Origin of the sequence: Actinoplanes aureus (assembly GCF_015704865.1) — a bacterium.
Classification (GTDB): domain Bacteria; phylum Actinomycetota; class Actinomycetes; order Mycobacteriales; family Micromonosporaceae; genus Actinoplanes; species Actinoplanes aureus.
In genome coordinates, this window is record NZ_JADQTO010000002.1 from 240,730 (window position 1) to 256,777 (window position 16,048).

General features: G+C 70.8%; 17 protein-coding genes and 1 pseudogene. 8 read left to right on the forward strand and 10 right to left on the reverse strand.

The features are described 5' to 3' along the window. Positions 1-14 precede the first annotated feature (14 nt). Positions 15-836, reverse strand: a pseudogene (locus tag I4J89_RS03985) (metallophosphoesterase); the annotation flags it as partial. Positions 837-2,108: 1,272 nt separating this feature from the next. On the opposite strand from I4J89_RS03985, the gene I4J89_RS03990 reads away from it, so the two are divergent. Beyond that, positions 2,109-2,777: a VOC family protein gene (locus tag I4J89_RS03990; protein ID WP_196412432.1), complete on the forward strand. Its 669-nt coding sequence runs from the start codon at positions 2,109-2,111 to the stop codon at positions 2,775-2,777. A gap of 44 nt (positions 2,778-2,821) precedes the next feature. Here I4J89_RS03990 and I4J89_RS03995 read toward each other — a convergent pair whose 3' ends face one another. From I4J89_RS03995 to I4J89_RS04010, 4 genes are all read right to left on the reverse strand, one after another. After that, the gene (locus I4J89_RS03995) at positions 2,822-3,370 is read right to left on the reverse strand and encodes a DUF6939 family protein (protein WP_196412433.1); all 549 of its coding nucleotides are present in this window, start codon (positions 3,368-3,370) and stop codon (positions 2,822-2,824) included. Positions 3,371-3,418: 48 nt separating this feature from the next. Continuing rightward, positions 3,419-3,661 (reverse strand): MoaD/ThiS family protein, encoded by a 243-nt coding sequence (locus I4J89_RS04000; RefSeq protein WP_196412434.1) that lies wholly within the window; start codon positions 3,659-3,661, stop codon positions 3,419-3,421. 4 nt (positions 3,662-3,665) lie between these two features. Continuing rightward, positions 3,666-4,682 carry a GTP 3',8-cyclase MoaA gene (moaA, locus tag I4J89_RS04005; RefSeq protein ID WP_196412435.1) on the reverse strand — a complete coding sequence of 339 codons (1,017 nt, stop codon included), beginning with the start codon at positions 4,680-4,682 and terminating at the stop codon, positions 3,666-3,668. 93 nt (positions 4,683-4,775) lie between these two features. Next, positions 4,776-5,654, reverse strand: a complete 879-nt coding sequence (locus I4J89_RS04010; protein WP_196412436.1) for a fructosamine kinase family protein — start codon at positions 5,652-5,654, stop codon at positions 4,776-4,778. A 56-nt stretch (positions 5,655-5,710) separates the two neighbouring features. Between I4J89_RS04010 and I4J89_RS04015 the strand changes: the two genes are divergently transcribed. Then, the gene (locus I4J89_RS04015) at positions 5,711-6,214 is read left to right on the forward strand and encodes a GNAT family N-acetyltransferase (protein WP_196412437.1); all 504 of its coding nucleotides are present in this window, start codon (positions 5,711-5,713) and stop codon (positions 6,212-6,214) included. A gap of 101 nt (positions 6,215-6,315) precedes the next feature. Further along, entirely contained in the window at positions 6,316-7,335 is a 1,020-nt protein-coding gene (locus tag I4J89_RS04020; protein WP_196412438.1) for a DUF4192 domain-containing protein, read from the forward strand. A 16-nt stretch (positions 7,336-7,351) separates the two neighbouring features. Here I4J89_RS04020 and I4J89_RS04025 read toward each other — a convergent pair whose 3' ends face one another. Together I4J89_RS04025 and fdhD are read right to left on the reverse strand one after the other, a co-directional pair. Next, positions 7,352-8,998 carry an alkaline phosphatase D family protein gene (locus tag I4J89_RS04025; RefSeq protein ID WP_196412439.1) on the reverse strand — a complete coding sequence of 549 codons (1,647 nt, stop codon included), beginning with the start codon at positions 8,996-8,998 and terminating at the stop codon, positions 7,352-7,354. A gap of 71 nt (positions 8,999-9,069) precedes the next feature. Then, on the reverse strand, positions 9,070-9,897 hold the full coding sequence (gene fdhD / locus I4J89_RS04030) for a formate dehydrogenase accessory sulfurtransferase FdhD (protein WP_196412440.1): 828 nt from the start codon (positions 9,895-9,897) through the stop codon (positions 9,070-9,072). Between the two features lie 120 nt (positions 9,898-10,017). Between fdhD and mobA the strand changes: the two genes are divergently transcribed. From mobA to I4J89_RS04045, 3 genes are all read left to right on the forward strand, one after another. Next, a complete protein-coding gene (gene mobA / locus I4J89_RS04035) occupies positions 10,018-10,569 on the forward strand; it encodes a molybdenum cofactor guanylyltransferase (RefSeq protein ID WP_230858400.1) in 552 nt (183 codons plus the stop codon). Then, entirely contained in the window at positions 10,566-10,826 is a 261-nt protein-coding gene (locus I4J89_RS04040) for a DUF6457 domain-containing protein (protein WP_196412441.1), read from the forward strand. The genes mobA and I4J89_RS04040 overlap by 4 nt, the downstream gene beginning before the upstream one ends. Before the next feature lie 117 nt (positions 10,827-10,943). Next, positions 10,944-12,026 carry a T3SS (YopN, CesT) and YbjN peptide-binding chaperone 1 gene (locus I4J89_RS04045; protein WP_196412442.1) on the forward strand — a complete coding sequence of 361 codons (1,083 nt, stop codon included), beginning with the start codon at positions 10,944-10,946 and terminating at the stop codon, positions 12,024-12,026. On the opposite strand, the gene I4J89_RS04050 is transcribed toward I4J89_RS04045, so the two are convergent. Then, positions 12,023-12,475 carry an Lrp/AsnC family transcriptional regulator gene (locus I4J89_RS04050; RefSeq protein WP_196412443.1) on the reverse strand — a complete coding sequence of 151 codons (453 nt, stop codon included), beginning with the start codon at positions 12,473-12,475 and terminating at the stop codon, positions 12,023-12,025. The genes I4J89_RS04045 and I4J89_RS04050 overlap by 4 nt on opposite strands. 68 nt (positions 12,476-12,543) lie before the next feature. Here I4J89_RS04050 and ddaH point away from each other — a divergent pair, with 68 nt between their 5' ends. Together ddaH and I4J89_RS04060 are read left to right on the forward strand one after the other, a co-directional pair. Next, positions 12,544-13,374, forward strand: coding sequence for a dimethylargininase (gene ddaH, locus I4J89_RS04055; RefSeq protein ID WP_196412444.1), 831 nt, complete (start codon positions 12,544-12,546; stop codon positions 13,372-13,374). A gap of 25 nt (positions 13,375-13,399) precedes the next feature. Then, positions 13,400-13,963, forward strand: coding sequence for a bacterial proteasome activator family protein (locus I4J89_RS04060; protein ID WP_196412445.1), 564 nt, complete (start codon positions 13,400-13,402; stop codon positions 13,961-13,963). A 348-nt stretch (positions 13,964-14,311) separates the two neighbouring features. Here the strand turns inward: I4J89_RS04060 and I4J89_RS04065 are convergent, their stop codons facing one another. Both I4J89_RS04065 and I4J89_RS04070 read right to left on the reverse strand, forming a co-directional pair. Next, positions 14,312-15,136 (reverse strand): HAD family hydrolase, encoded by an 825-nt coding sequence (locus I4J89_RS04065; protein WP_196412446.1) that lies wholly within the window; start codon positions 15,134-15,136, stop codon positions 14,312-14,314. Beyond that, positions 15,136-15,948 (reverse strand): HAD family hydrolase, encoded by an 813-nt coding sequence (locus tag I4J89_RS04070; RefSeq protein WP_196412447.1) that lies wholly within the window; start codon positions 15,946-15,948, stop codon positions 15,136-15,138. Before I4J89_RS04070 ends, I4J89_RS04065 begins: the two co-directional genes overlap by 1 nt. Positions 15,949-16,048 lie beyond the last annotated feature (100 nt).

The window sequence follows — 16,048 nt, forward strand, 5'->3', positions numbered from 1 at the left end:
CCGATCTTGATGGGTTACGCCACACGCAATTCGATGACTGTGACCTGCGGGGGCGCGCCGACCCGGACCGGTGGACCCCAGAACCCCGCGCCGTTGGTCACATACACCGGCACGCCGTCCACCCGCCCGAAGCCGGAGACTACCGGTTGCTGCAACTTGACGAGGAAGTTGAACGGCACCATCTGGCCGCCATGGGTGTGACCGGAGACCTGGAGGTCGACGCCGTAGGGAGCGGCCTCCTTCGCCGCCACCGGCTGGTGCGCCATCAAGACGACCGGCCGGCTCGGGTCCCGATCGCCCAGAGCGCGGGCGAAATCGGGGGCGTCGCCGTGTTCCTCGCCGTTCAGGTCGTTGACCCCGGCCAGATCCAGACCGTCGATCTCCAGCCGCTCGTTGCGCAGCGGCCGTAGCCCCAGCCGCGCCACCTCGTCGATCCACTGCTCGTGACCGGAGTAGTACTCGTGGTTGCCGGTCACGAAGAACGCGCCGTGCCGTGACTCGATGCCCGCCAGCGGTGCGGCGAACCGGCCCAGCTCGGCGACACTGCCGTCCACCAGGTCACCCACGACGCAGACCAGGTCCGCGTTCACCGAGTTGATCACCTGGACGATCCGTTGCGCGTGGTCCGCACCGGTCAGCGGGCCGATGTGGATGTCGGAGACGACCGCCAGGCGGGTGCCGTCCATCGCGCGGGGCAGCTTGGCCAGCGGGATTCGCACCCGATCGATCTGGGGGGCGCCGGTTGCGGTCTTCACCCCGTACCCGGTCAGGCTGGCGGCCGTCAGACCGGCGAAGATTGCAGCGCCACGTGCCAGCAGCAGCCGCCGGTCGATGCCGTCCGGCTTAGCGGGCTCGCTCGCGGCGACGGACGAGCCGGTTCCATCAGCGTTGCCGATGGGCTGCTGTTCGCCCGGCGAGCCGGCAGAGGCGCTCCCAGTCCGCCCACCAACGCCCGCCGGATCGTCAACCGCGCCGCCGCCACCAGCAGCTCCCGATCGCGCCGCGCCCGCCTCGCCAACCCCAGCCGAGCCGGCCCCAGAGGCCGCCGCCGACCGCAGCCCTCCGTTGTCGCTGCTGCCCGGCGTCGTGTCGGCGCCGGGGGTGGTGGCTGGTTGCAGGGCGCTGTTGTCGCTGCTGCCCGGCGTCGTGCTGGCGCCGGGGGTGGTGGCTGGTTGCAGGGCGCTGTCGTCGCTGCTGCCCGGCGTGGTGCCGGCGCCGGCGGTCGCGGCTGGTTGGAGCGCGTCGTCAGTGTCGCTGGCGGCGGGCGCCGCGCCGGAATTCGCCGGTTGCCGCGACGCATCGCTGTCATTGCCGCTGGCGGCGGAGATCGTCGGTTGCCGCGACGCGACGCTGCCACTTCCGTCCGTCGTCGACCGTGGCCCGGCAGGCTGCGCCTCGGCAACGCCGGTGCCGCTTGCGCTGGTCTGCGCCCCTTTGGCGGAACGTCCGCGGCGCACCCACAGGAGCGTCGCCGCAAGCCGCGGAAGCTCCAGCGCGGCGAGCGTCACCAGGAGGTAGAACATGACGGCGATCCAGAGATAGCCGGGCCACGACAGCCAAGCGAAGTACCCGGCCCGGACCCCGATGAGCGTCAGCGGCACCAGCAGAGCGAGCAGTACGGCCACTGCCGTGCCGAACCGACGGCCCCACCCCGGACGCAGCGGGTCACGCACCAGCCGCTTCCACAGATAAAAGTGGATCAGGCCGATGATCAACAGGACCACCGCGACGAACCCCAACGAAACCCTCCCCAGATGGCCGTGCTCGGCCACGCGTGCCAAAGCTAGCCGGATCCAGTGTCCCCGACCCACCGCGGGCCGCTGACGCCGCAGCGAACCCGCCTCTCAGCGCTGTCTCAGCATCCCTGTGTCGCTGTACTGCGCCGTCGCCCATCACCCCGCCATGGCTGCCCGGCCACCGAAAGCACCCTGTCGGGTGATCGACCGCCGCGTGGGAAGGAGCGGACGGACTGGCCGTGGCCGCCACCGGCCGAGGTTGCTGGGCACCGCGTGGACAGGCGGCCGGACGGGCCGGCCGGCCACCACTCGGCCGAGGGCGCCTGACAAACGCCGACTGGCGGTAGGACGGCCATCTGTCAATCTGTCCGCGTGGATCGGAAATTGAGCCGGCAGGAAGCATCCGAAGCGACCGGCGCTCACGGCTGGCGGTTTCTGCTCGGCACGCTTCGCACGTCGGTGCCGGTCCACTCGCTGCATCAAGCCGCCGTCGCAGCGATGCGGGCCGCCGAGGTCTGCGGTTCGGATGCGGACGGCCACCTGCGCTCGGACATTCGTGCCGACCGGGTGGTGCTCACCCTCCAGACCCGGGCGATCGCCGCCCTGACCGCGCTGGACGCGGACCTGGCTCGCCGGCTCTTCGAGGCGATGATCGAACTCAACCTGCGCCCCACCCCGGAATCGGTGCAGCAGTTCGAGATCGCCATCGACGCCCTGGACATCGCGTCGATCCGGCCGTTCTGGAAGGCGGTGCTCGGCTACTTGGACGAGCCGGGCGCGACCGGCCCTGAGGACCCGATCGTTGACCCACTCGCGCAGGCTCCGCCGGTCTGGTTCCAGCAGATGGACGTGCCGCGCCCGCAGCGGAATCGCATGCATCTCGACGTCGCCGTCCCGCATGACGAGGCGCCGGGGCGCATCGCGGCCGCACTGGCCGCCGGCGGCCGCCTCGTTTCGGCGGACCGCGCACCGGCCTTCTGGGTCCTCGCCGACGCTGAGGGCAACGAGGTGTGCGTGACGACCTGGCAGGGCCGCGACTGACCTCATGCCGGTCAAATAGCGAGCAACACGACGCAGCCGGGACCTCACGCCGGCCACCGGCCGGTCAGATAGCGGGCGATCAACGCCGCGTGCGACAGCGGGCTGGAGACATCGGCCGGGTCACCGTTGGTGGTGTAGTCGAGCAGCACCAAGCCGCTCCCACCGACCTCCCGCAACCGCCCCACAAGATCCTGGACCCGATGCTCCAGCACCCAGTGATAGGCCGGGAGATAGATCTGCCGCCGCGCCGCCTGATAGTCGAGCAGGGAATCGCCGTGCAGCCCAGCGCGGTGTCCACGCACCGGACCGTAGCGGCGGACGGTGCGTTTCAGCCCGCTCATGCTGGTCACCGTCATCTTCGACGGGTCCACGTCAGCGCCCTCGAAGACCTTCAAGGCCTGCCAGATGCCCTCGACCGACGCGCTGACGGCGCCCGGCGTCAGCGGCACCGGGATGCCGCCGTGCGGGTAGAACGGGCTCAGCCGGACCCACGGCTCCGCCGCCCGGGACGTCACGTCGATGATCGTGGCCTCGGGATAGGCGGCCCGGACGGACTCCGGCTTCCGCCGCCGGCTGGCGACCTCAACTCGCATGTCCCGCATGCTGCCGGAGGGGTACGACAAACTGCCGGAAGACCGGCCTCAGCCGCCGGCGAACGGGGGAAGGATGTCGATCGTCGCGTCCGGTGGCAGGACCGCCTGCCGGTCATGGCAGGTGAGGCCGTCCACCAGGAAGCTGGCCGCCTTCAACACCAGACCGAGACGCTCCCCATGCCGGTCGACGAGCGACTGCGTAAGGGCTTCGAGCGTCTCGGCCGCCACGGTCTCGGACGACGTGCCGTTCGCGGCCGCGCGGGCGCCGGCGAAGTAGCGCACGGTGAGCACCGGATCAGCCTCCGATCGCGGACATGGGCCGGTCGGGCTGCAGGAAAGACGGGTCGTCGATGCCGTGACCGGCGCGTTTGCCCCACATGGCGATCCGCCATGCCGCGGCGACCTCGTCGTCGGAGGCGCCGCCCCGGAGGAGGTTGCGCAGGTCGCTCTCCTCGGTGGCGAAGAGGCAGTTGCGGACCTGCCCGTCGGCGGTGAGCCGGGTCCGGTCGCAGTCGCCGCAGAACGGGCGGGTCACGCTCGCGATCACGCCGACCCGGGCCGGCTCGCCGGCGGCGTCCACGTGCCCCGGGACCAGCCAGGTCTCGGCCGGCGCTGTTCCACGTGAAACATCGTCAGGACGCAGGTCGAACGGCTCCAGCGCGGCGAGGATCTCCTCCGCGGTCACCATCTCGTGCCGGTCCCACTGGTGCTGCGCGTCCAGCGGCATCTGCTCGATGAAGCGCAGCTGATAGCCGTGATCGAGCGCGAACCGCAGCAGGGCCGGAGCCTCGTCGTCGTTCACCCCGCGCATCAGCACAGTATTGATCTTTACCGGAGTCAGGCCGGCCTCGACGGCTGCCCGGAGACCGGCCAGCACGTCGGCATGCCGGTCGCGCCGGGTCAGGGTGTGGAACCTGTCGGGGTCCAGCGTGTCGAGCGAGACGTTCACCCGATCGAGGCCCGCCTCGCGGAGCGACACAGCGATCCGGTCCAGGCCGATGCCGTTGGTGGTGACCGACAGCCTCGGCCGGGGCTCGAGCCGGGCGGCCTCCGCCACGATGCGGACGAGGCCACGGCGGATCAGCGGCTCACCGCCGGTGAACCGGACCTCGGTCACCCCCAGCTGCTCCACGGCGATCCGGACCAGCCGGCTTACCTCGTCGTCGGTGAGCTGCTGGGGCTGCGGCATCCAGGCCAGTCCCTCTGCGGGCATGCAGTAGGTGCAGCGCAGATTGCACCGGTCGGTCAGCGAGACGCGCAGATCGGTGGCGACGCGGCCGAAGCGGTCGACGAGCACCGTCACCGCCGCCACCACGCGCGGGCGACTGATCTCCTGGAATGGCTCACGAATCGAATCTAGCCGCTAAGGCCACTCAATGCCGCTACGCATATCGCCCTGTGGACCTCAGCCGCGGAGCACCGCATCGGCTGCGGCACGCACGGCGCCACGATAGCCACCGCCGAAGGCGGCGGTATGCACCAACAACAAATGCAACTGATGCAGGGGTACGCGTACGCGCCACCCGTCCGCAAGGGGCCACACCTCCTGATAGGCGCCCCGGATCGTATCCAGATGGGGGACACCGCCGAACAGGGCGAGCGTGGCCAGATCGGTCTCCCGGTGACCCCCGTGTGCGGCCGGGTCGACCAGCCAGCCCCGCCCGTCGGCTGCCCACAGCAGGTTCCCGGGCCACAGGTCACCGTGGATGCGAGCGGGCGCCTCCTGCTCGCCGTACGCGTCAATGGTGTTGATGATCCGCTCCACGACCGCGACGTCGCCCGCGGAGAGCGCCCCCCGGTCGGCCGAAGTTCGCAGATAGGGCAGCAGGCGCCGCGTCGCGAACCAGGATCCCCATCCCTCGCTCGCGGGGGTGTTGTCCAGCGGAAGCGGACCGATGTAGCCGGCCCAGTCGGCGCCGAAGGCGTCGGCGCCGCTGCGGTGCAGCCGGGCGAGGTCGCGGCCGAAGCGTTCCGCGGCCGAGGGCGACGGTTCGCCCGGCTCGACCCATTCCATGGCGAGGAGCTCGGGAAGAGCGACCAGCACCTCGGGTATCGGTACCGCCCCCGCTTCCCGCAGCCAGGCGAGTCCGGCCGCTTCGGCGGCGAACATGCCGTCCGGAGCCGGGCCGGACGGCCAGGTCTTGGCGAAGAGCGACGATCCGTCGTCGAGGGTCAGCCGGCTGGCGTTGCACACGCCGCCGCCCACCGGAGTTTCCCGGATTCGCTGATGTGTGAGAAATGTCGGGAGATGCTGCGGGTGCGCGCGCAGGTACGGCAGGTCCACGGGGTTATCTTCCGCTTCTGGTGACGGACGTCCCAATTCGCGGGCATGATGGCGACATGACCCCTGTCGTTGTGCGCTCATATCGACCGAGTGACCACTCGGCGGGCCGACGTCTGTGGACCGAGCTCACCAGACAGCACAACGAGATGTACGGCGAACACACCGACGACGGCGGAGCCGGTTTCGAGGAGTATCTGACCAGGCTGGACCTGTCCGGCCTGTGGGTCGCCGACCACGCCGACGACGGGGTCATCGGGATGGTCGGGCTGATCATTCGCGGTCGGGGCGGCGAGGTCGATCCGGTCGTGGTGACGATCGGCCACCGGCACAAGGGTGTCGGCCGCAGGCTGCTCCAGCACGTGGCCGCCGAGGCGAAGAAGCGGAACATGACCTCGCTGACCATCTCGCCGGAGTCACGCAACGTGGAGGCCATCCGGAGTCTGCACGCGGCCGGGTACGACGTGGTCTCCTCCATCGAGTTGACCATGGATCTGGACCGGCACACCCACACCTGGCAGCAGGAGGGACTGCAACTCCACGAGTTGCCGTTCCGCTCGTAGCTGCGACTTCTCCCGGCCCGCCTGTGGACGGGCCGGCGTGTCGTCCACAGGCGGAAACTTCGGCACGCGGGCGACTCGCCCCCGCGGCCAGGCTGCCTCCCATGACAGCCGACTGCGCCCTCGTGATCCGTACCCCGTCCGACCTCATCGCCGCCGTGCCCTACCTGCTGGGCTATCACCCGGTGGACAGCGTCACGATGGTCGGCCTCACCGGCACGAGGGTGGACTTCGGCGCGTGTTACGACCTGCCGCCGCCGGACTGCGACGAGAAGGACGCCCGCGAGGCCGCGACGGTCATCGCCGAGACCGTCGCCCGGCAGGAGGCCGCCTCGGTGGTGATCATCGGATTCGGACCACCGGGCCGGGTCACCCCGGCGGTGTTGCGCCTGGCCCAGGCGTTGCAGACCGTTCGCGTACGGGTCGACGACGCGATGCGGGTAACCGACGGACGCTGGTGGTCGTACTTCTGTGACGACCCGCGCTGCTGCAGCCCCGACGGCACGGCGTGCCTGCCGGGGGACAGCGTGATCGCGGCCGAGGCGACGTTGTCCGGGCACGTCGCCCTGCCCAGCCGCCGGGAACTGGTCGCACAGGTCGCCTCGATCGAGGGGGCGGCCCGGACCGCGATGACGGCGGCCACCGAGCGGGCCCGCCGGCGGTTCAGCGACCTGCTCGCCGGCGATCCGGACGCCGGGCGGTACGGGCGGGCCATCCGGCGGGCCGGGCGCACCGCGGTCCGCGACGCCGAACGGCGGTACCGGGCGGGCCGCACGCTCACCGACGACGAGATCGCCTGGCTCGGGGCGCTGCTGGTGGACAAGGCGGTCGAGGACTTCGCGCTCGACCGGGTCAGTCCGGAGGAGTGGCGGATCCGGCTCTGGACCGACGTGCTGCGCCGGGTCGAGCCGGCGTACGTGGCGGCGCCGGCCTGCCTGCTGAGCTTCACGGCGTGGCGTTCGGGGCGTGGCGCGCTGGCCCGGGTGGCCGTGGACCGGGCACTGCACGAGGAGCCGGGACATCACCTCGCCACGATCATGCACAACCTGCTCGGGTTCGGGTTGTCACCGCACATGGTGACCGGCGGCGGAAGCCGAACCGGGTCCCGCCGCCGGAGTGGGTGAGGAGCCGATGAACCCGTCAGGGCCGTTCGGTCTCCTGCCGGACGGTCTCCTCGCCCAGGTCGGGCGGTCCGGACCGCAGCGTGGCCGACGGTGTCGGGTTGTCCGCCACCTGGTTCAGCCCGGGCACCCGGTCCTCGATGACGAAGCTTGCCCGGGTGTGCGCCGCGGCGCCCGGGGTGGTCACGTACGGCAGGACCACGAAGTCCGCGGTGAGCGAGTCGGCGGCGATCCGGGTCCGGACGTAACCGCGCTGGTTGTTGTAGAAGCGCAGGTGCGGGTTCCACGCCGCCCAGCTGTGGTTGCCGCTCGGCACGTCGGCGCCGTTGCCACCGGAGGTGATCGACGAGCAGACCAGCTCGGTGCCGACGGTCTTCGACGCCGGGTCGTCGTAATCGAGCTTGAGCTCGTCGGCCCAGTGCGCGTGGACGTCGCCGGTGAGCACCACGGGGTTGCGGACGCCGGCCTCCACCCAGCCGCGGGTGATCCGGTCCCGGGACGCCTGATAGCCGTCCCACGAGTCCATGCTGAGCACCTTCTGCGGGCCGGAGTTGTTGTCCCGCTGCCCGAAGAAGACCTGCTGGCCGAGGATGTCCCAGCGCGCGGTGGACCGGCGGAAACCGTCGAGCAGCCAGGCCTCCTGCTCCGCGCCGGTGATGCTGCGCGCCGGGTCGTACGCGGCCGGGCAGTCCTTGTACCCGTCACCGCAGCCCTGGTCGTCCCGGTACTGGCGGGTGTCGAGCATGTGGAAGGTGGCGAGCCGGCCCCAGTGCAGGCGCCGGTAGAGCTGCATGTCGATACCGCGCGGGACCGAGGTGCGGCGCAGCGGCATGTTCTCGTAGTACGCCTGGAACGCGGCGGCCCGCCGGACCAGGAAGTTCGGGTCGGGCTGCTCGGGGATCTCGTCCGCCCAGTTGTTCTCGGCCTCGTGGTCGTCCCAGACCACGGCCCACGGCGCGACGGCGTGCGCCACCTGGAGGTCCGGGTCGCTCTTGTACTGCGCGTGCCGCTGCCGGTAGTTCGCCAGCGTGACGGTCTCCGGGCCCTCGTGGTCCCGGGGGTTGCCGCCCGGGATGTTGTAGGTGTCCGGTGCGTACTCGTACTGGTAGTCGCCGAGGTGCAGGATCAGGTCCGGCTCGTCCTCGGCCAGCCGGCGGTAGGCGGTGAAGTAGCCGTGCTCGTACTGCGAGCAGGAGACGAAGGCCATGGCCAGGGTGCCGCCCGGAGCCCAGCGCGGCGGCGCGGTCCGGGTCCGGCCCACCGGGGACGTGTAGCGCTCGGCGCGGAAGCGGTAGAAGTACTCCCGGCCCGCCGGGAGGCCGTCCAGTTCCACGTGCACGCTGTGCGCGCGGTCCGCACGGGCGACGACCACACCCCGGCGGACCACCTTGCGGAAGCGTTCGTCAGCGGCGAGTTCCCAGGTCACCGGCACGTTGCGGGACGGCATGCCGCCCAGCCCGTCCGCGGCGAGCGGTGTGGTGGCCAGTCGGGTCCAGAGGACGAAGCCGTCCGCATCCGGGTCGCCGGACGCGACACCGAGGGTGAACGGATCGGTTCGCAACGGTCCGCGATAGGGCGCGGCCTGCGCGGCCAACGGCCATGTCGTGGTCGCTCCGGCGGCTCCGGCGGCGGAGCTCAGCAGCAGGGTTCGACGCGAGATCGGCATGCATGGCAGCCTCGCGGGAATGGATGAAGGTGAATGTGATCAGGGCTTACCAGTACCCGAATCTCATGTGGTCAGAGCGTGACGCGCTGAGCGCCGGAGTAGACGTTCATCCGCGGCTCACGCAGGAAGCCGACCAGCGTCATGCCGGCCTCCTCGGCCAGCTCCACGGCGAGCGTGCTCGGCGCCGACACGGCGGCGAGCAGCGGGATCCCGGCCATCCACGCCTTCTGGGTGAGCTCGAAACTGGCCCGGCCGGAGACCAGCAGGACGTGCCCGGCGAGGGGCAGCCGGCCCTCGCGAAGCGCCCAGCCCAGCACCTTGTCGACCGCGTTGTGCCGGCCCACGTCCTCCCGCAGGACGAGCAGCTCACCGGCGGCGGTGAAGAGACCGGCGGCGTGCAGCCCACCGGTGCGGTCGAACGTCCGCTGCGCGGCACGCAGCTTGCCGGGCAGGTCGGCGAGGAGCCGTGCCGGGACCTCCAGCGGGTCGGTCGTCACGTCGAAGAGCGATCGGGTCCGTACCGCGTCGATGCTGGCCTTCCCGCAGACGCCACAGGAACTTGTGGTGTAGAAGTTGCGGCTCGGATCCGTCACCGGCGGCGGTACGTGCGGGTCGAGCACGATATCGACGACGTTGTAGGTGTTCGGCGTGTCCGTGCCGGCGCAGAGCTGCGCTGTCACGACGTCGTCCGCCTTGCCGATCACGCCCTCGCTGAGCAGAAAGCCCATGGCCAGGTCGATGTCGTGGCCGGGAGTACGCATGGTGACCGCGAGCGGCTGCTTACGGACGCGGATCTCCAGCGGCTCCTCCGCGGCCAGCTCGTCCGGGTGGCGCCGGACGCCGGGCGACTCGCCGACGTCGATGCTCACCACAGTGCGGCGCGCCGTGTTCCTCCCCATGGCCGGAGCTTACGACCGCGTCGAACTGAGCGCGCGGTCACGCCCGGCACGCGCTCGGGATACGGTACTCACGTGGGGGGATTTGCGGCGGTGGTGCTGGCTGGCGGTGCGGCGCGGCGAATGGGTGGGGCCGACAAGCCGACCCTGCCGGTCGGGGGCCAGTCGATGCTCACCCGGGTGCTCGCGGCCGTGCACGACGCCGATCCGCGCGTCGTGGTCGGCCGGGTGCCCGCCGACCTGCCGGTTCAGGTGCATGTGACGCGTGAGGAGCCACCGGGCGGTGGGCCGGTCGCCGCGGCTGCCGCGGGTCTGGCGCTGGTGCCGGAGAACATCGCGTTCACCGCGTTGCTCGCCGCGGACCTGCCGCTGCTGACCGGTGAGGCGATCGACGTGCTGCGGCTGACCATGGAGTCGGCGCCGATGGAGGGCGCGGTCTACCGGGACGCCGAGGGGCATCTTCAGGTGTTGTGCGGGGTTTGGCGTACTGCGGCGTTGCGGGCGGCGATCAACCGTCTCGCCGAGGAGCGCGGTGGCCTGCACGGCGCACCGGTGCGAGCGCTGCTGGAGAACCTCCGGATCGCCGAGGTCTCGTGGCGTCGGCCCGGGCCGCCGCCCTGGTTCGACTGCGACACCGACGACGACCTGCGCACCGCCGAGGAATGGGCGAGATGAACGAGTTGGACGCGTGGATCGCCGCGGCCGGGGCCGAGCTGGGCGTCTCGCCGGATGAGGTGCCGGCAAAGGAGCTGCTCGACGTGGCCCGCGATGTGGCGCACAACGTCCTGCGGCCGGGGGCGCCGGTCACGGCGTACCTGATGGGACTGGCCGTGGGCCGCGGCCTCGCACCAGCCGAGGCCTCCGCGAAGATCAGTGCCCTAGCCCTGTCCTGGCCAAGCCGCGAGAGCCGATCCGAAGGCCGCGAGAGCTGATCCGAACGCCGCGAGAGCTGATCCGAACGCCGCGAGAGCTGATCCGGCAAGCCACGAGAGACCCTGGCTCCAGGGTGGATCGGCGCTCGATAGGGTGACGGGGACGGAGGTGCGATCATGACGGTAGAAGGCGCCGGCGAGACGTCTGAAGGCGTGTTGCTCGACGAGCCCACCACAGCCGACCTGAGGGCCAAGGTGACCGAGGCGTGGCGTGAGTTCGCGAGTTCCCTGGCGAGCTTGCTGCCGACGCTGCCGCCCGGCGCGCACGTCGACCTCACCCTGGACCCAACCGCTTCCGGTACCGGCACGGCCGTCTATTCGGTGAGCCTCCGCGTCCTCGCGGACGGTGTGGTCGAGGCGCTCGCCGTCGGCAACGCGGCCCTGCCGGCGGAGTTCCGGATGAATCGGGCGACCGTCGCCGACATGGTCGCGCTCGGCTGGTCACCCCCGGGTGTGCTGGCCGGATCGGGCGACTCCTTCGGGCTGCGCTCCTCGCAGGACAAGGCGACTCAGCTCGCCACCGTGGTCTCCCGCACGCTGCGCGACGTGTACGGGGCACCCCACCCGGCCTTCCTCGTCTACCTGGTGCACGACGAGGAGGACGAGCCGATCGACGCCTCCCCACTGGGGACCGCCCGGCACGAGCCCAGCATCGACGACCTGGACCTCGAGGGACTGGACGAGGAGGGCGCTCTCGAGGCGGCCCTCGCCAACGTGTCCGAGGATGTCGTCCCTCTGGAGGAGCGGGTGCGTACCGTCGTGGCCACCATGTCCAAGACCACGGTCGACCAGTTGCAGGTCGACGCGGACGGCGACGTCGGCATCCGGGCCGGCTCCGCGATGGTCTTCGTCCGGGTCCGCGACAACCCGCCGCTGGTGGACGTCTTCTCGCCGATCCTGACCGAGGTCGAGCCGACCGAGCAGCTCTACGTGAAGCTCTCCGAGCTGACCAACCGGATGCCGATCGGCCGGCTGTACTGCGCCCAGGACACGGTCTGGGCGTCGATCCCGGTGTTCGGCCGTAACTTCCAGGCCATCCACCTCATGCTGGCGGTCCAGGTGATGACCGGTCTCGCCGACGAGCTGGACGACCGGCTGCACGGCGAGTTCGGTGGTAAGCGCTTCTTCGGCGAGGGCGACAAGCCGGTGCCGTCCAAGGAGCGGTCGTCGGACGAGCACCGCCCGGGGATGTACCTCTAGATCGGCACCGCGGTCGGCGTCTCCACCAGCCGCGACAGGACCACCATGCTGCGCGTCGACGTCACGAACGGCTCGGCGCGCAGCCGCTCCAGCGCCTGCTCCAGATGCCCGATGTCGGCGGCCCGCAGGTGCACCAGCGCATCCGCCTGCCCGGAGACCGTGTAGGCACCCACCACCTCCGGATGCCGGCGCGTCGCCACGGTGATCTGTGCGGGCGTGGTGCGCCCGGTGCAGAACAGCTCGACGAACGCCTCGGTGGTCCACCCGACCGCGGACGGCTCGATCACGGCCGTGAATCCCTTGATCACCCCGGTTGAGCGCAGCCGGTCGACCCGGCGTTTGACGGCCGGCGCGGACAGCGAGACCTTGGCGCCGATCTCGGCATACGAAGCGCGGGCGTCGGCCACGAGCAGCGCAATGATTCGCTGGTCAACGACGTCCATCTGCAACGAATCGCCTCCGAGGAGCAAGATTATGAGCTGTTTGCTGCAACGCACCCTACCTAGTCTTGAACCTCATGAGCCACATCGAGCGCTTGCCGCGAAACCGGACATACCTCATGTGTCCCCCTGAGCATTTCACGGTCGAGTACACGATCAACCCGTGGATGGACATCACCACCAAGGTTGACGCCGGTCTGGCGCTCACCCAGTGGCAATCGCTCAAGGACACCCTCACCGGCCTGGGGCACGTCGTGCACGTGCTGGACCCGCGGCCGGAGCTGCCGGACATGGTCTACTCGGCGAACGGCGCCTTCTCCGTGGACGGCACGGTCTACGGCGCCCGGTTCCGCTACCCGCAGCGGGCCGACGAGGCGGTGGCCCACGAGGCGTTCTACCGGACCGGCGACGCCTGGCGGTTCGTCGCGCCGCAGCACGTCAACGAGGGTGAGGGCGACTTCGCGTACCTGCCCGCGGCGTACGGCGGCATCGTCCTGGCCGGCTACGGCTTCCGCACCGAGCCCGCCGCGCACGCCGAGGCGCAGGAGGTGCTGGGCCGCCCGGTCATCTCCCTGAAGCTGGTCGACCCCGCGTTCTACCACCTGGACACCGCGCTGGCCGCTCTCGACGACCGGCACGTCACCTACTACCCCGGCGCTTTCTCGCCGGCCTCGCAGCGTGTCCTCGCCCAGCTCTTCCCGGACGCGGTGCTGGCCGACCGCGCGGACGCCGAGGCCTTCGGCCTGAACCTGGTCAGCGACGGCCGCCATGTGATTCTCAACACCGAGGCCACGGCGATGGGCCACAAGGTCCGCGACGCCGGCTACCTGCCGGTGCACGTCGATCTCTCCGAGTTGAAGCGCGGTGGCGGGAGTGTCAAATGTGCTGTGGCCGAACTTCGGTCGTGAGCGACCGTGCGCAAAGATGGATCGCATGACCGACGACACCCGCACCACTGAGCACAAGGAAGACGGCTCCGTCATCGTCGTGGGGCCGGACGGCCGGCCGATGGGCACGGTCGAGGAGGACGGCTCGCTCACCCCGGAGGAGCCGGGCAACCTCATCGAGCAGCCGGCGAAGGTCATGCGCATCGGCAGCATGATCAAGCAGCTCCTGGAAGAGGTGCGGGCCGCTCCGCTCGACGAGGCCAGCCGCAGCCGGCTGCGGGAGATCCACCAGCGGTCGATAACCGAGCTCGAGGACGGCCTGGCACCGGAGCTGCGCGAAGAGCTGGAACGGCTGTCGCTGCCCTTCGAGGGCGACACCCCACCCAGCGAGGCCGAGCTGCGGATCGCCCAGGCGCAGCTGGTCGGCTGGCTGGAAGGCCTGTTCCACGGCATCCAGGCAGCGTTGGTGGCCCAGCAGATGGCCGCCCGCCTCCAGCTCGAGCAGATGCGCGGCGGCGTCCCCGGCCGCCCGGCGCTGCCCATGGGCCCCGGCGGGATCATCCCCGGCAAGCCCGGCGAAACTCAAGGCCGCACCGGCCAGTACCTCTGAGCACATCCCCGGCGGGCAACATCAAACCCGCCGGGGTACGCCCCACACCTCCCCAACCCCAACTAAGCCGTCCCACCCCCACCGCGCGACCCGAGCACCCCTCGATGCCGCCCGGCGACCGCCGGGCCCATGCAGGTGGCAGGCGGGTGCATCTCGGGGCTACGCCCCCGCCGAGCCCGGGCGTCCGCCGGGCCCATGCAGGTGGCAGGCAGGTTCGTGCGTCCGGGCCACGCCCCCGTGCTCGGCCCGGCGGTCGCCGGGCGGCCTGGCGTGGCACCAGGGTCGCGCGGCTCGGCGGGACGGCCCCATTGGGGTTGGGGGACGGTTGGGCGCGTACCAGATATGGGTTTAAAGGTGGAAAGCGTTCGCCAGGTATCGGGCTACGCCGTCTTCGTCGTTGGTGAGGGTGAGCTCGTCGGCGACCGCGCGTAGTGCGGGGTGGGCGTTGCCCATCGCGACCGCGCGGCCGGCCCAGGTGAGCATCGGGATGTCGTTCGGCATGTCGCCGAAGGCGACGACCTGGTCCGCGGTCACGCCCTCGCGTTCGCAGAGCCAGGCCAGCCCGGCGGCCTTGGTGACGCCCGCCGCGGAGATCTCCACGAGGGCGGACGACGAGGACCGGGTCGCCTCGGCCAGGCCACCCAGCGTGCTGCTGACCAGCTCCAGGAACTCGTCGGGATCGGCGGTCGCGGAGCGGGCCAGCAGCTTCACGGCTGGGAGCGAGGTCAGCTCCTCGGGCGAGGCGATCACCTCGACCCGGTGATCGTGCTCCCAGCGGATCGTCCACGTCGGCTCGTGCCGGAACGCGCGGCCGTCCTCGACCTCGACCGCCAGCGAGACGTCGGGTACCGCGTCGCGCAGGCGCTTCGTCACGTCCAGCAGCAGATCCACCGGGAGCGACTCGGCGCGCAGCACCTCGCCGGTGTGCGGGTCGTAGATCACCGCGCCGTTCGCGCAGACCGCCGGCAGCGGCTCGGGCAGCTGGTCGTAGAGCTGGTCCAGCCAGCGCAGCGGGCGACCGGTCACGAGGACCACCGGAACGGGAACCCGGGCCAGCACGTCGAGGGTGCGCTGGGTCAGGACGCGATCGCTGTTGATCAGGGTGCCGTCGATGTCCGTGGCGACGAGCCGGAAATCCTGGGTCTGCTTCGGTTGTTCGCCGCGGGTAGCCATCACCTCGACAATAGCCGGTCCAGGAAGACGGCCACTCCGTCCTCGTCATTGCTGAGCGTCACCATGTCCGCGACCGCCAGCAGCTCCGGGTGAGCGTTGGCGACAGCCACCCGGCCCCACCCGGCCCAGGCGAACATCGGCAGGTCGTTGGGCATGTCGCCGAAGACCAGGACGTCGGCCGGATCCACACCGACCGCCTCGGCGACCACGGCCAGACCGGTGCCCTTGTCCACGTCCGGCGGGCAGATCTCCAGGTAGTCGAGACCGGCCTGGGTGACCGTCGCCACGTCCGGCGGCACGATCCGCCGGGCCACGGCGAGCAGCTCGTCGACGCCGAGCTCGAAGGAGCGTGCGAACGCCTTGATCACATCGCCGGTGAGGCACTCGGGCCGGGTACGCGACTCGACCGTGACCGGATAACGCCAGGTCGGGTCGTAATCGCCCCAGAGCGGGGAGTCGTCGTGCTCGAGCGCCTCGAACATCACCGAGAGCGGGCCGGTCGCCGACTCCAGCGCGCCGAGCACCTCACCCAGCACCGGCCCGGCGAGCCGGGACTGCCGCAGATACCGGGCCTCCGCCTGGTCCAGCACCCAACCGCCCTGTGCCAGCACCAGATAGTCGGCGACCCGGATGTCGTTGCGGGTGAGCGAGGTGAGACGCGGTCCCCGGCCGGTGGCGGCGACGATGCGGATGCCGGCGGTGCGGACCCGGTCCAGAACCTCGTGGGTGTAAGCCGACACGGTGTCATCGCTACGGACCAGAGTGCCGTCCAGGTCGGTGGCGATCAGCTTGGGGAGCCCGGGCTTGAGCATCGGTACCTCCGAGGGTCTGCAAGCCCCCGCGGAGGGCGGAAGGAGAACGGTACACCGGTTTGGCTACCAGCTGCTATGACAACTGGTAGCCAACCGATTG

Coding starts and splice junctions, on each gene's coding strand:
- I4J89_RS03995 (WP_196412433.1), bottom strand. CDS start 3,370: ATGCGAGTTGAGGTCGCCAGCCGGCGGCGGAAGCCGGAGTCCGTCCGG.
- I4J89_RS04015 (WP_196412437.1), top strand. CDS start 5,711: ATGACCCCTGTCGTTGTGCGCTCATATCGACCGAGTGACCACTCGGCG.
- I4J89_RS04020 (WP_196412438.1), top strand. CDS start 6,316: ATGACAGCCGACTGCGCCCTCGTGATCCGTACCCCGTCCGACCTCATC.
- I4J89_RS04025 (WP_196412439.1), bottom strand. CDS start 8,998: ATGCCGATCTCGCGTCGAACCCTGCTGCTGAGCTCCGCCGCCGGAGCC.
- fdhD (WP_196412440.1), bottom strand. CDS start 9,897: ATGGGGAGGAACACGGCGCGCCGCACTGTGGTGAGCATCGACGTCGGC.
- mobA (WP_230858400.1), top strand. CDS start 10,018: ATGGGTGGGGCCGACAAGCCGACCCTGCCGGTCGGGGGCCAGTCGATG.
- I4J89_RS04040 (WP_196412441.1), top strand. CDS start 10,566: ATGAACGAGTTGGACGCGTGGATCGCCGCGGCCGGGGCCGAGCTGGGC.
- I4J89_RS04045 (WP_196412442.1), top strand. CDS start 10,944: ATGACGGTAGAAGGCGCCGGCGAGACGTCTGAAGGCGTGTTGCTCGAC.
- ddaH (WP_196412444.1), top strand. CDS start 12,544: ATGAGCCACATCGAGCGCTTGCCGCGAAACCGGACATACCTCATGTGT.
- I4J89_RS04060 (WP_196412445.1), top strand. CDS start 13,400: ATGACCGACGACACCCGCACCACTGAGCACAAGGAAGACGGCTCCGTC.
- I4J89_RS04065 (WP_196412446.1), bottom strand. CDS start 15,136: ATGGCTACCCGCGGCGAACAACCGAAGCAGACCCAGGATTTCCGGCTC.
- I4J89_RS04070 (WP_196412447.1), bottom strand. CDS start 15,948: ATGCTCAAGCCCGGGCTCCCCAAGCTGATCGCCACCGACCTGGACGGC.